This is a genomic window from Sinomonas gamaensis, assembly GCF_005876955.1.
GTDB lineage: Bacteria > Actinomycetota > Actinomycetes > Actinomycetales > Micrococcaceae > Sinomonas > Sinomonas gamaensis.
In genome coordinates this window covers 250,828-263,729 of the sequence record NZ_SSCL01000004.1, presented here as the reverse complement: position 1 = coordinate 263,729, position 12,902 = coordinate 250,828, and the positions used below count along the sequence as shown (strand labels likewise).

Annotated in this window: 13 protein-coding genes; 3 read left to right on the top strand and 10 right to left on the bottom strand. The window is 69.2% G+C overall.

Annotated features, from left to right (window positions below):
* Positions 1-84: 84 nt before the first annotated feature.
* The gene (locus E5679_RS08070) at positions 85-771 is read left to right on the top strand and encodes a GNAT family N-acetyltransferase (protein ID WP_138414559.1); all 687 of its coding nucleotides are present in this window, start codon (positions 85-87) and stop codon (positions 769-771) included.
* 38 nt (positions 772-809) lie between these two features.
* On the top strand, positions 810-3,170 hold the full coding sequence (locus E5679_RS08065) for a DEAD/DEAH box helicase (RefSeq protein WP_138414558.1): 2,361 nt from the start codon (positions 810-812) through the stop codon (positions 3,168-3,170).
* A 31-nt stretch (positions 3,171-3,201) separates the two neighbouring features.
* Here E5679_RS08065 and E5679_RS08060 read toward each other — a convergent pair whose 3' ends face one another.
* The 7 genes from E5679_RS08060 to ssd form a co-directional block, all read right to left on the bottom strand.
* A complete protein-coding gene (locus E5679_RS08060) occupies positions 3,202-3,549 on the bottom strand; it encodes an Rv3654c family TadE-like protein (protein ID WP_138414557.1) in 348 nt (115 codons plus the stop codon).
* The gene (locus tag E5679_RS08055) at positions 3,546-3,869 is read right to left on the bottom strand and encodes a TadE family type IV pilus minor pilin (RefSeq protein ID WP_138414556.1); all 324 of its coding nucleotides are present in this window, start codon (positions 3,867-3,869) and stop codon (positions 3,546-3,548) included. Before E5679_RS08055 ends, E5679_RS08060 begins: the two co-directional genes overlap by 4 nt.
* A gap of 110 nt (positions 3,870-3,979) precedes the next feature.
* Complete coding sequence (locus tag E5679_RS21210; RefSeq protein WP_249336016.1) at positions 3,980-4,336, bottom strand: DUF4244 domain-containing protein; 357 nt, start codon at positions 4,334-4,336, stop codon at positions 3,980-3,982.
* Positions 4,337-4,457: 121 nt separating this feature from the next.
* Positions 4,458-5,054, bottom strand: a complete 597-nt coding sequence (locus tag E5679_RS08045; protein WP_138414555.1) for a type II secretion system F family protein — start codon at positions 5,052-5,054, stop codon at positions 4,458-4,460.
* Positions 5,051-5,776, bottom strand: a complete 726-nt coding sequence (locus E5679_RS08040) for a type II secretion system F family protein (RefSeq protein ID WP_249336015.1) — start codon at positions 5,774-5,776, stop codon at positions 5,051-5,053. Before E5679_RS08040 ends, E5679_RS08045 begins: the two co-directional genes overlap by 4 nt.
* Positions 5,773-6,954, bottom strand: a complete 1,182-nt coding sequence (locus tag E5679_RS08035; protein ID WP_138414554.1) for a TadA family conjugal transfer-associated ATPase — start codon at positions 6,952-6,954, stop codon at positions 5,773-5,775. Before E5679_RS08035 ends, E5679_RS08040 begins: the two co-directional genes overlap by 4 nt.
* A complete protein-coding gene (ssd, locus tag E5679_RS08030) occupies positions 6,951-8,054 on the bottom strand; it encodes a septum site-determining protein Ssd (RefSeq protein WP_171042289.1) in 1,104 nt (367 codons plus the stop codon). The genes E5679_RS08035 and ssd overlap by 4 nt, the downstream gene beginning before the upstream one ends.
* A 127-nt stretch (positions 8,055-8,181) precedes the next feature.
* Between ssd and E5679_RS08025 the strand changes: the two genes are divergently transcribed.
* A complete protein-coding gene (locus E5679_RS08025) occupies positions 8,182-9,840 on the top strand; it encodes a bifunctional 3'-5' exonuclease/DNA polymerase (protein WP_138414552.1) in 1,659 nt (552 codons plus the stop codon).
* Positions 9,841-9,843: 3 nt separating this feature from the next.
* Here the strand turns inward: E5679_RS08025 and E5679_RS08020 are convergent, their stop codons facing one another.
* From E5679_RS08020 to E5679_RS08010, 3 genes are read right to left on the bottom strand one after another with little or no spacing between them, the layout of a single operon-like run.
* Entirely contained in the window at positions 9,844-10,521 is a 678-nt protein-coding gene (locus E5679_RS08020) for an NUDIX hydrolase (protein ID WP_138414551.1), read from the bottom strand.
* Positions 10,518-11,348 (bottom strand): endonuclease III, encoded by an 831-nt coding sequence (gene nth / locus E5679_RS08015; protein ID WP_138414734.1) that lies wholly within the window; start codon positions 11,346-11,348, stop codon positions 10,518-10,520. Before nth ends, E5679_RS08020 begins: the two co-directional genes overlap by 4 nt.
* Positions 11,345-12,844: a hypothetical protein gene (locus tag E5679_RS08010; RefSeq protein WP_138414550.1), complete on the bottom strand. Its 1,500-nt coding sequence runs from the start codon at positions 12,842-12,844 to the stop codon at positions 11,345-11,347. The genes nth and E5679_RS08010 overlap by 4 nt, the downstream gene beginning before the upstream one ends.
* Positions 12,845-12,902 lie beyond the last annotated feature (58 nt).

The following is a 12,902-nucleotide window of genomic DNA, read 5'->3' as shown; positions in this document are numbered from 1 at the left end:
GCATTCTAGGGTACCGAGAACCCCCGAGTGACAGTTGCGTCACGAGGCTTATCAGTACCCTGCCATCCCGGTATCGTCATGCCTATGGCAGAGGCAGAGCTGAAGGATCTTTTGGCCACGTGGGTGGAGGGCTGGGCCTCGTCACGCCACTACCCGACGCAGAGCGTCGGAGGTTTCCCGGCCGCGCGGCTGGCTGACCGCACGGGCGACTGGGCGACCTTCGCGGCAGACCCCTCGGACGAGGAGTTCGCCCGCCTCGCCGAGTTCACTCTGGGAAGCCGGGACCGCATCCTGACCGTTTTGACCGACGACCACCTCCGCTTCCGCACCCTGGCCGAACAGCAGGGGCTCGCGGTCCTCGGGGCAGACCAGGAACTCATGGTCATGGACTTCGAGGGCAAGGACGTCGAGGAGCCGTGGCTGAACGACGACGAGCTCAAGCTCAAGACCGAGATCGAGGAGCGATCGGCGACCGTCACCGTGGTCACGGACGACGGCGAACTCGCCGCGAGCGGGCACGTCGCCGTCGCGGACGGCTTCGCCGTGTTCGACCGCATTGTGACCGAGCCGAACTTCCGTCGCCGGGGTCTGGGCTCCTTCGTCATGCGCGCTCTCACTGCGGCCGTCAGCGAACACGGCGCCGATCAGGGCCTGCTCATCGCCTCGATCGACGGCCAGCACCTCTACCACCACCTCGGATGGAGCGACGTCTCGGGCGTCCTCATGCTCAAGAACCCGAACAACCCGGACGGACCGTCGCTCAACGACTGACTCGGGCCCGGCCTCCGCGACCTGACACAATGCTGTGAGTGGCTCAGCACGATTCCCTCATCCCGCTCCTCGGACGCAGTATCCATCCCGAGCAGCTGCGGCATGTACGGCTCATCCCTGCTCGCGCCGCGCGCACCCTTCCATGGCCCGGATGGGTGCATCCAGACCTCGTCGAGGCGTATCAGCGGTTGGGGGTGCGTGAGCCTTATACCCATCAGGTTGAAGCAGCGACTCTCGCTCACTCGGGACGGCACGTGGTCGTGGCGACGGGGACGGCCTCCGGGAAGTCCCTCGCCTACCAGCTGCCCGCCCTCGACGCCATCCACCGCTCGGAGCTGCGTGTGCTCTCCGAGCCCGGCCGAATCCACGACGACGGCGCGGTCGTCCTTTATCTTTCGCCGACGAAGGCCCTCGCGGCAGACCAGCTTTCGGCGATCCGCTCCCTGCGGCTTCCGACCGTGCGCGCCGAGACCTACGACGGCGACACCGAAGCCAGTGCGCGACGGTGGATCCGGGAGCATGCGAACGTCATCCTCGCAAACCCCGACATGCTCCATTTCGGGATCCTCCCGAACCACACGTGGTGGTCCTCGTTCTTCCGCCGCCTGCAGTTCGTGGTGATCGACGAGGCGCATAGCTACCGGGGAGTCTTCGGCTCCCATGTGGCGAATCTGCTCCGGCGGCTCCGCCGCGTGTGCGCGTACTACGGCTCGGACCCCGTGTTCGTCGCTGCCTCGGCCACTACCGCTGAACCCGAGACGTCCGTCTCGCGCCTCATCGGTGCGCCTGTCTCTGCCGTCACGGATGACGGTTCCCCGCACGGCGCCACGGAAGTCGCCTTCTGGGAGCCCGCACTGACGGAGGCGCGCGGCGAGAACGGCGCTCCCCAGCGGAGGACGGCCGTAGCCGAAGCCTCTGATCTTCTCGCAAACCTCGTTGCCTCGCGCGTCCGGACCATTGCGTTCATCAAGTCCCGGCGCGGCGCGGAGGCCATCTCCTCGATCACTCAGCGCCTGCTCGACGAGGTCGACCCCAGCCTTCCGGCGAGAGTCGCGGCCTACCGGTCGGGGTACCTCCCCGAGGAGCGCCGAGAGCTCGAACGCAAGCTTCGGTCGGGTGAGCTTCTGGGCATCGCGAGCACCTCCGCCCTCGAGCTCGGCATCGACGTCTCGGGGCTCGACGCTGTGCTCGTCGCCGGCTGGCCAGGGACCCGAGCGTCCCTCTTCCAGCAGATCGGCCGCGCCGGACGCGCGGGCCAGGAAGCCCTCGCGGCATTTGTGGCGAGCGACGATCCCCTCGACACCTACCTCGTCAATCACCCCGAGGCGATCTTCGACGTCCCTGTAGAATCTACGGTCTTCGATCCCTCCAACCCGTACGTTCTGGGCCCACACCTGTGCGCAGCGGCCGCTGAACGCCCCCTCACGCAGGCCGACCTTGAACTCTTCGGTCCCGCCACCGAAGGCATCTTGGGCCAGCTCGAGCGCCAAGGGCTGCTGCGGAAGCGTCCCTCTGGCTGGTTCTGGACTCACCCCGAGAGCGCGGCAGGCATGGTGAGCCTTCGTTCGGACGGCGGCGGGCCCGTGCAGATCATCGACTCCGAGACGGGGCAGCTGCTCGGTTCCATGGACTCCCCGCAGACTCACTATCAAGCGCACGAGGGCGCCATCTACGTGCATCAGGGAGCGAGCTACCTCGTCGAGGAGCTCAACGAGGCGGAGCACTGCGTGGTGGTCCGCCGGGTGAACCCCGACTACTACACCACGGCGCGCGATATCACCCAGATCGAAGTCCTCAGCGAGCACCGTCAGGAGGACTGGGGCCCGGTCGGAGTCCACTTCGGCGAGGTCAAGGTGATCACCCAGGTCGTCTCGTTCCAGCGGAAGGCACTCATCTCCAATGAAGTCCTGGGCGAAGAGCCACTCGATCTCGGCGCGAGGGAGCTCTTCACGAAGGCCGTGTGGTTCACTATGGATCCCCGGAGCCTGTTCGCCGGCGGCCTCATCGAGGCGCAGTTCCCCGGCGCGCTGCACGCCGCCGAACACGCCGCGATCGGCCTGCTGCCTCTCGTGGCCTCGAGCGACCGCTGGGACGTGGGCGGCGTCTCAACCGCACTGCACGCGGACACGGAAGAGCCGACCATCTTCGTCTATGACGGTCATCCGGGAGGCGCGGGATTCGCCGAGCGCGGGTTCGAGCGGGCCCGCGAATGGCTTTCGGCCACCCAGGCGGCGATAGAGGCCTGCGAGTGCCCTGCGGGATGTCCCTCCTGCGTCCAGAGCCCGAAATGCGGCAACAAGAACAACCCCTTGGATAAGGCGTCCGCGATTCGCCTGCTCGGGGCGCTCCTGAAGGAGGCCGACCGGACGAAGGCTTCGGCTGGCCCCGCGCCCTGGTGATCGCGGTCTGCAAGGTCACAGGCCCGTCAGGTCATGGTGGCCTGCCCGCGCGTGCCCTTCTCTCGGCCGACCCCCAGCCCGAGGACATCGGAACTCTGGTGCTCACTCGAACTCGCTCACCAGGGCTCTCGATCTCGCAGCCGACCAGTGCGGCTTCATTGAGGCGAGCCACGGTTTCGGCGGCCGCACACGCCTGACCGGGTCGGAGGCCCCGTTCCACGTCGGCGGCCATGAGGGCCGCCAGATCGGCCGCCCGCGCGGCCTTCGTCGTCGCGACCAGTCCCTCGACCACGAGCACTCCCGCCGCGCTGGAGAGCACGACGACAAGCGCCAAGGCCAGAGCGAGGATTGTTCCCGCCCCTCGTTCCCTCTCGTTCATCGGCTCTCCTCAAGGGGCAGCTTGGCTGAGGCCTGAGCGGTCATACCTGCTGCCGAGGCGATGGGGCCGGGAACCGCGATGCGGACGGTGACGGTCACGACGCTTCCGTCCGTCGAGAAGGACGGCTCCGCCCCGTCCCCCGCAACGCTACGCACCGTAACGGAAGCGGCCTCCCACATTTCTCCTCGTGCGACCTCCCGGGCGGCAGCCCGAACGGCCTCCTCTGCCCGAACCTGCATGATTCCTGCCGTGAGGGCCGTCACGAGGAAGCCCAGCAGCGGGACCACGGCGAGGATGCCCAAAGCGAGCTCGGCGGTCACCGCCCCACGTTCCCCGCGCCGCGCCCTTTCTACGGCCTGAGCACGGGCTTTATTTACGGCCTGAGCACGGGCTTCAACCGCCGGAGCACGGGCTGCCGCACGGAAGGGAGTCACGGCAGGCTGAGCGCGGACCGGATGATATTGAGGAGGAATCCCCTCACCTCGTCGCTTCGGAGAATGACCACCAAAAGGCCAGCGAATGCGACAGCACCGAGCGTCGCGATCGCGTACTCGGCCGTGGCCATGCCATCTTGGCCCGCCGGTCCTATGTCTCCAGGACGATCTTCTCCCGTGCGATCTTCACCTGTGCGACCGTCAGCTGCCCGGAAGGATCCGGCATTGGGGTAGAGCTGCACGACTTGCGCGCCGCCAGGAGATTCCTCGCGCTCGCTCGGATGGCGCTCAAGGCTCACCGCCTCCCTTGGGCTGGTCACCTCAGGTGGACTGGTCATCTCGCGGATTGTCATGGTTTCCCCCTCACACACACCGTGACAGACCATCCGTCACGGCCACCCGAGCCCCTGCGGCTCGAATTCTGGATGCAGATTCCCTCGTTCCCTGTCCGTTGAAGTCCAGGAGTCGTCGGGCTCAAGAGGGAGCCAACGACAGAAGCACCGGCACCACGCCGAGACAGATGAACGCCGGCAGTGAGCAGACGCCGAGGGGGATGACGAGTCGGACGCCGAGAGTCGCGGCGCGCCGCTCGAGTTCTCGGTGCCGCTCGCGCCGCAGCAGCCGCGCATGGGCCGAAATGAGTCGAGCTGAAGGCGCGCCCGTGGTGGCGGCAAAGCTGAGACCCCTTCTCAGAGCGCAAGCCAGTCGGTCTTCGTCCGTGGCCGGCGGCCATGCCTCTGCCCAAGGGACGCCGAGGGCCATCGCCGCCCCCGCGCGCGCAATGGCGGTGTCTTCGAGACGGAAGACATCCGCGGCGACGGTCATGGCCCTCGGCAGGGGCGCCCCGGAGTCCAAGATCGCGGCGATGAGCTCGAGGATCAGAGCTGTTCTTGCGCCCCGGGCTTGACTGGTGATCGCCGATGCCGACCTGCGTCGAGGATCAGCACGAGACTGGCTGATGAGACCGAAGCGCTGCCATCTTCCCCTCCCGTCGGTCCACAGACCCACAGCAGCGACGCCGGCGAGCGCGACAACCAGCGCCCCGAGGACACTCCCCCATCCCATGCTCATCGCAGCTCCCCCGCCCGGAGAACGAGACGAGCGGACCACACTCGGCCTGCGAAGGCCAGGGCGGCTCCCGCCACGAGGCAGAGGAGGCCGAGGGGCGTCTCAAGGAGGACCCCAAGCGGATCAGTGCCGATGAGCGCGCCCACTACGAGGCCGACGGCGGGCAGGATGGTGAGGATCTGAGCGGTGGCCTTCGGGCCCGCGAGCGCCGTCGCGCGGGCAGCTGCGGCATCGGCGTCGTCCTCCACGTGGGCTGAGAGTCGGTCGAGGACCATCGCAAGAGGACAACCGGTCGTCTCCGCGGCCTCGACACATCCGGCCAAGTCCTCCCAAACCGAGGTCCCTCCTTTGGGCGAGCGAGCGCGATCCGTCTGCCCAGCGGCGGCGCGAATCGCCGGGGCCACCGGCAGTCCGAGGGAAGCAGCCCGAGCTGCCGCGCGAAGGATGGCCTCCGCTCCCTCCGTCTCTGCCTGGTCCGCGGCCTGACGCCACATCTCTGACGGCGCCCTCCCTGCGGTGAGCAGTGCGGAGAGCTGCGCGACCATGAAGGCAACCGCGTGCAGATCCTCAGGGTGGCCCTTCGCCTTCACGCCCTGTCCACCGCGCAAGGCCCACGAGAAGGCTCGGGGACGGCGCAGTCCCCAGAGCCTCCTCGCTGGACGGCCGACGAGGAGGAGCAGTGCTGCCGCCCATAGCAGCGCGAATACCGCCAGCGCGCCGGTCATAGACCCCACCTCGCTGATGCCGACTCCGAAAGCAGCGACTCGAGCCCATCCCATCCGGGCCCGCGCGACAGACGGTCTGTACGAAGGTCTCGTTCCAGAGCTGGCTCAATGACGAGCCGTCCTTCGCGCTCGGAGACGTGGGCGATGCTGGCGACGCGACGCCCGGCGGGAATCCTCGCCAGGTGCACCACACAGCCGAGGGCGCTCGCTGCCTGGAGGGCCGTCGCCTCGGCGGAGAGACCTGCGAGTGCTCCGAGGGCTGCCAAGCGCGCAGCCACGGAGCCGGCCGAGTTGGCGTGGATGGTTCCGGCGCCGCTGTGCCCCGTGTTCAAGGCTGTGAGGAGCTCCCGGACTTCGGCCCCCCGGCATTCCCCCACGATGAGGCGATCGGGGCGCATGCGGAGCGCCTGGCGCACGAGTTCTGCGAGGTCAATGGCGCCCATGCCTTCGAGATTTCCGTGCCGGGCCTCGAGCCCGAGCACATGGGGGTGGTCGGGGTTGAGTTCGGCGGCGTCTTCGACGAGGACGATCCGCTCCTCCGGGCGGGAGAGCCCGAGGACGGTGCTAAGCAGGGTCGTCTTCCCTGTCCCCGTCGCTCCGCTCACCAGGTAGCTCGCGTCGCTCGCGGCGATAGCCTCGAGCACGCCCCTCTGCTCGGGCAGCACGGTCCCGCTCGACTCAAGCTCATCGAGCCCGAACACGCGTTCACGCCGAATCCGGATCGACAGCAAGGTCCCGGTCGTCGAGACCGGTTGGAGGACCGCATGGACGCGGTAGCCGCCAGCGACCCGGACGTCCACGCAGGGAGAACTCTCATCAAGGCGTCTGCCTGCCGCTGCGATCAGCCGAGCAGCGAGCGACCTCACGGCTTCCTCCGAGTCAAAGTGGATCTCGGCCCGCTCGAGCCCGCGTCCTCGATCGACCCAGACGCTGTGAGGGCCGTTCACAAAGATGTCTGTGACGGCGGGATCGTGCGCGAGCGGTTGCAGGGGGCCGAGCCCACGCAGCTCCGCTGCGATCACCTCCATGGCTGCCAAGGTCCCGGTGGTTCCCAGTACGCGGCCGCTCTCCTTCACCGCCGCGGCAATCCCGGCGGCCGTGACTGGACCGGGAGCGGACAGGACCTTCTGCCGGACGGATCGGAGGAGCTCTGGGTCAACGGCTCGTCCGCCTCTCATCGCGATGCCTGTTCGACGTTCCGACCCTGCAGCGACCAGCCGAGCACGTTTCGGGCCATGCCACGGACGGCACGTCGAGAGACGAGCTGGAACAGCCGCCCGCCTTCTGCTGCAGCAACGACTCCGCGCATCTCGGGAAGGTGCGCGCCGAGCGGACAGCCCACCGCCTCCGCGATGTGCTCTGCGTCGACGCCCTCAGCAAGCGCGCCCCTCACGAGGACTGACGTGGGGACCGAGGGCAGGTCGGCAACCATCCGCGAGGCGGCGAGGGTGGATCCGAGGCGCGCGGGCACTACGAGAAGGAGTCGTTCGCTGGACCAGGCGAAGTCCTCCAGCCCTTCCCTGCCCCTTCCGATGTCCACGACAACGAGGTCGAACGCCTGTCGCGCCGCCTCGAGCGTCCTTTCGATCACCGAGGATCCGACCGGCGGCACAGGCCCCGTCGACGCCGGCCAGGAGAGCACCGACACTCCCCGAACGCGAGGGAGCGACGACTCGAGCTCCATCGGGTCGATGCTGCCACTCGCCGAGGCCAGATCAGGCCACTTCAGGCCCATGAGCGGCTCCTCCGCAATGCCGAGTTCCAGTCCGCACCCCAGCCGGTCCCCGTCGACCAGAGCCGTCGACATGCCACGGCCGGCGAACGCACCCGCGAGCAGCGCTGCGGTCGTCGTCGCCCCAGCTCCTCCGCAACCGCCCAGAACGCCGAGGATCAGCCCCTCTCCCGCATCCCTCCGCCGTCGCCCGAGGAAGTCCACGAGCCACACCGCGGCATCCGGCAGTTCCGCAACATGCTCGACGCCGAGGACGCCCGCCCTCCGCCACAGGAGGTCCCGCCCGACACTTCGTCCCAGGAGGACGACGGTAGAGCGGCGGCGGGGTGGGACGTCGTCGATATCGGCACCCAGCAGAAGGAGCCTACCGCTGTCCCACTCTCGTCCCGCGTCTCTGAAACTCGAGGCGGATTCGAACGGGACGCCCGCCACCGCCGCCACCCGCGCGCACTCCTCAAGGAGGCCGGGATCCGACGTGATGCAGAAGACGGCACCATCGTCGGGCAGCCAGCCCCCGCCCGACGGCCCCCTCAAGTTCTCTGACATGCCCATGAATCCACCTTCTCGGACCCATCACCGGGAGCTGCCGCCGATCCCGATCCATGTGGACGACATGCGGGCACTTCCTGTGTGAAGGACAATTTGTGTCCTCACTCCACGCCAGAATGTGGGAGTGCACGTCATCCTCGCCCCCGCCCCGGACGGTCGAATCGTGCTCAGAACGCTCGACGCGGCCGGACAGACCAGGCCGGAAGCCGTCGTCGAACTCGCCCGATTGCCGGAGTCGGTCCGCGATGCCGAGCACAGCAGCAGGCCGCGCTGGGTCTGGCGCAGCGCCTCGGACTGGTATCCCTCCCTTCTCGCCGCTGGCGTCTCGGTGGAGCGCTGCCATGATCTCGCCTTGGTCGGAGGCATTCTCCGTGGCTCCGTCCGCGCCGACTACACGCCGGTCCTTCCCCCGGATGACCGTCCCGCCGAGCCTTCGGGCGCGCTGCCGCCGCTCGCCGCGCCCGAAGGCCAGGCTTCGCTTTTCGAGGACGCCCCGGCGCAGGGACCCGGTGCAGAGGTGCTCGAGGCGGAGCTCCTCGCCCAACTGGGAGCGGTCCGCGCGTCCGCAGACCCCGGGCGGCTTCGCCTTCTGGCCGCAGCCGACTCCGCCGGCGCGCTCGTCGCCGCCGAAATGCAGGCGGCCGGGATCCCGTGGGACGCGCAGACGCACGAGGCGCTCCTGACCGAGCAGCTCGGCCCTCGCCCGCGAAGCGGCGAACGCCCCCTCCTGCTCGAGCACAAGGCGAACGAACTCCGTGTTCTCCTGGGAGCACCGAAGCTCAATCCAGACTCGCCCCAAGAACTCATGCGCGCGCTCCACCGAGCCGGAATCGAGGCGCAGACAACACGCGCGTGGGAGCTCCGGGAATTCCGGCATCCCGCCATCCCGCCGCTCCTGGAGTACAAGAAGCTCTCTCGTCTGCTTGCTGCGAACGGCTGGGCGTGGCTCGACGCGTGGGTCCGCGACGGACGGTTCCGTCCCGAGTACGTGGTGGCGGGAGTCGTGACGGGGCGTTGGGCCTCGCGCGGCGGAGGTGCCCTTCAGATTCCCAAGCAGGTCCGCGCCGCCGCGCGCGCCCTCCCAGGGCACAAGCTCGTCGTCGCCGACGCCTCCCAGCTCGAACCACGGGTCCTCGCGGCCCTCGCGCGCGACGACGCGATGGCGGCCGCCGCGCGCGACGCAGACCTCTACGCGGGCATCGCCGCGGCGGGCTTCGGCGGGGACCGGGCGAAGGCCAAGGTGGCCCTTCTTGGGGCCATCTACGGCGCGACCACGGGTGAGTCCGGCCGACTCATGCCGCAGCTCGCTCGGCTCTACCCGCGGGCCGTCGGGTTGGTGGAGCAGGCAGAGCGCGACGGCGAACGCGGGCTCATCGTGACCACGCACCTCGGTCGCAGCTCGCCTCCGCCCTCGGAGCGCTGGAAGCGGCTCCAGCAGTCGACCAGCGCGGAGGAACAGCGGCGGGCGGATGCCGCGGCACGAGACCGTGGCCGGTTCACCCGCAACTTCGTGGTGCAGGGCACAGCCGCCGAGTGGGCCGAATGCTGGATCGCGGAGGTTCGCCTGCGCCTGCGGCGTCTCGCTGCGCAGGGCAGCCGGGCAGAGCTCGTCTACTTCCTCCACGACGAGGTCATGGTCCACGCGGAGGAAAGCGTCGCGGAGGCCTGCGCGGAGGCGGTCCGGGACGCCGCTGCGGCGGCGAAGCGCCTCCTCTTCGGCGACGCGCCCGTGCAATTCCCCGTGAGCATCGCCGTCGTCGACTCCTACGATCAGGCGAAGTAGCCCTCAGGGCGTGATGTAGTGCTTGCGGTCCCGATCCCAGGGGACGGACCAGCCGAGCCCCTCGAGCAACGCGTCGAGGACCATGGCCGTGAAGCCCCAGATGAGGACTCCCCCCACGACGAACGCGGGGCTTGAGAAGGTCACCCCACGGCGGTGCAGGACCCCTGTGAAGCGGTTTTCGGGGTCCAGCAGGTCACGGACCGGCGTGCGGAAGACCTGCGCCGACTCGGCGAAATCCACGACGGCGACGGGCGACGGCGACTTCCACCAGGCGAGGACAGGCGTCACCAGGAATCCGCTCACGCCGAGTCCGAGCGGGGGGAGCTCGGCGAGAACGTCCACCCCCGACGGGTCCAGCCCCGTCTCCTCGGCTGCTTCCCGGAGGGCGCAGTCGACGAGGCTCGCGTCCTGGGGCTCGAGCCCGCCGCCGGGAAACGCGACCTGGCCGGGATGGGACCCCAGCGTCTGCGCGCGTTCGAGAAGCAGGACGTCGAGGTCCGCGGGCGCGAGCGGCTTGTCCGAGGCTGCCGGAACAGAATCGAGCACACCGAACAGCACGAGCACGGCGGCCTGACGCCCCTTCGGCCCCACGGCCGTGGGGTGCCAGCGCGGATCGAACGGGTCAATCTCACCGGTCCGGATTCCGTGCGCGAGCGCCTCGAGCTGAGCCTTCGCGCTCATGAATTGCCTTGCACGCGGCGACGGATGTCAGCTGCCGAATCCACGTTCGCGACCATCTCGGCGTAGAGCGCCTCCTGGCCCGGGGCCATCTCGTATTTGAGAAGCTTCCGGGCCTTCTCCGGATCAGTCTCGCCAATCCCGAAGGACGGACAGAGCGCCGCAAGGGGGCATGCCCCACAGGCAGGACGCCGCGAATGGCAGACGCGGCGGCCGTGGAAGATGACGCGGTGGGAGACCATCGTCCAGTCGCTCGGCGGGAAGAGCTCCATGACGTCCTGCTCGACCTTGACCGGGTCCTCCGAGGCGGTCCAGCCGAAACGCTTGGCGAGCCGTCCGAAGTGGGTGTCCACGCTGATCCCGGGGATGCCGAACGCATTGGCGAGGACGACGTTAGCCGTCTTTCTCCCAACTCCTGGGAGCGTCACCAGGTCTTCGAGGCGGCCGGGGACCACTCCGTCGAAGTCGTCCACAATCCGCTGCGAGAGCACCTGCACGCTGCGCGCCTTCGCCCGGAAGAACCCGGTCGGCTTGATGATCTCCTCGATGTCGGCGAGCTCCGCCTCGCTCAGCGCCCGTGCGTCCGGATATCTGGCGAACAGGACGGGCGTCACCTGGTTCACCCGGACGTCCGTGGTCTGCGCGCTCAGCACCGTGGCCACGAGAAGCTCGAAGGGATTGCGGAAGTCGAGCTCGGCGTGCGCGTAGGGATAGAAGTCGGCGAGGATGCGGTTGATCTTCCGCGCCCGCCGCTTGAGGGCGAGGGGCGTCTCGTCGGGGGTGAGCCGGCGCCGCGAAGTTCCTCGCGAGGGCCCGGCGTTGGCGCTCAGCCGCGCTCGATTCCCGAGAGGTCGCGCAGGATGCCGATCCTCCCGTCCTGGCTCTGGACGAGGAACTCGTTGCCGCGGTCCTGCAGGGCGAGGATCCACTGGCCCGGTTCGAGAGCGAAGACCGGGAGGCCGCTTTCCGGATCGAACGCCATGCGCTGCTGGTTCACCGCGAACCAGAACGCCTCGTACTCGGGCTCCGGCTCCTCGAAGCTGCGGGTGGCCTCGAACTCCTCATAAGGGTCGACGGCGGGCGCGACCTGAGTGGCTGGCCCAACCTCGGGCTCGGGTTCCGGCGCGCGGGCGGATTCCGTCTCGCGCTCGGCCCCCGGGACTTCGGGTGCCGGCGCCGCTGGAGCCGGCGATTCGGCTGCCGGTACGGACGCCGCCTGGACCGTCGCGGTTGGAACAGGTTCGGCCGGGGCCGGCTCGGCTCTGCCAGGTTCGGCCGGGGCCGGCTCGGCTCTGGTCGGCTCGGTCGCGGCAGGGGTCGCAGCCCTCTCCTCCGCGCCGGGTGCGCCGTACGCCTCGCCATCGGCATCGCCGAGGACGACGGCGTCGTCCCCCTGCTGCCCCGCTGGGGCGCTCCGGAGCGCACGGGTCTGGGCATCCCTCTCGGCCGACGCTGCGGCCGCGGCGGCAGCTACTGCCGCACCCGCAACCCCCGCACTGGCAGCGCCAGCACCAGCGGCCCCAGTGGTCCCAGCACCAGCAGCGCCAGTACCAGCAGGGCTACCGGCGCCTGCAGTCGGGCCCACCGCCGTAGGGCTCATGACTGTTTCAGGGGCCGCACTTTGCCTGGGCGAGAAACGCCCGGCGCTCGGCGGGGTCGAAGCAGCGGGCGCCGGGCCGCCGTCGTGCATCACCGTGCCTGCCCATGGTGCGGGCGCGCCGGGAGATGCCTGTTGCTGCGCCGCGCCTGCGGGCGCCCTCTTGGGCTTCGGCGCCTTGGGCTTGACGACGGGGGCGACGGCGTCGCGGGCCACGACGTGTGCCGGCACCTCGGCGCGGCCGGCGAAGTCCTTCGCGAAGCCCGGAATGAAGCGCCCCAACACGGTGGCCGCGACGAGGATCGCGCCTCCGACGAACCCGACGAAGCCTCCGGGGGTCAGTGCCGTGACCGCGAAGACGAAGAAGTAGGAGCAGGCGAAGGCCGCCACGACCGACCCGAACTGATCCAAGGACAACGATCCGACACGGATGGAGGTCGACGGCGCGAGCCGTCGCCAGGCGAAGAGACCCGCGAGGATGAGCGGCAGCAGAATGCCGATGCCGATGAAATAGAGATTCTGGGCGTTCCAGAGGTTCAGCTGGGTTCCCCGCTGGACGAGCGGGAGCACCGAGCCGATGAGCGTGACCAGCACGCCACCGAAGACGGCGAGATCGCGGGCCGTGAAGGGGCCGACGACGGCCACGCTGCGGCCGTCAGTCTCAGGTTCGCGGTTGGGTCCGGGCAGTGTGCTGCCACCGCGCGAGGGACCCTGAGTGGGATCAGACATGGGCTGCTCCTTCGGTCGTCCTTGCGGTTCAGCCTAGCCACAACGCCTGTGCGGCACC

Coding starts and splice junctions, on each gene's coding strand:
- E5679_RS08070 (WP_138414559.1), top strand. CDS start 85: ATGGCAGAGGCAGAGCTGAAGGATCTTTTGGCCACGTGGGTGGAGGGC.
- E5679_RS08060 (WP_138414557.1), bottom strand. CDS start 3,549: ATGAACGAGAGGGAACGAGGGGCGGGAACAATCCTCGCTCTGGCCTTG.
- E5679_RS21210 (WP_249336016.1), bottom strand. CDS start 4,336: ATGACAATCCGCGAGATGACCAGTCCACCTGAGGTGACCAGCCCAAGG.
- E5679_RS08045 (WP_138414555.1), bottom strand. CDS start 5,054: ATGAGCATGGGATGGGGGAGTGTCCTCGGGGCGCTGGTTGTCGCGCTC.
- E5679_RS08040 (WP_249336015.1), bottom strand. CDS start 5,776: ATGACCGGCGCGCTGGCGGTATTCGCGCTGCTATGGGCGGCAGCACTG.
- E5679_RS08035 (WP_138414554.1), bottom strand. CDS start 6,954: ATGAGAGGCGGACGAGCCGTTGACCCAGAGCTCCTCCGATCCGTCCGG.
- ssd (WP_171042289.1), bottom strand. CDS start 8,054: ATGTCAGAGAACTTGAGGGGGCCGTCGGGCGGGGGCTGGCTGCCCGAC.
- E5679_RS08020 (WP_138414551.1), bottom strand. CDS start 10,521: ATGAGCGCGAAGGCTCAGCTCGAGGCGCTCGCGCACGGAATCCGGACC.
- E5679_RS08010 (WP_138414550.1), bottom strand. CDS start 12,844: ATGTCTGATCCCACTCAGGGTCCCTCGCGCGGTGGCAGCACACTGCCC.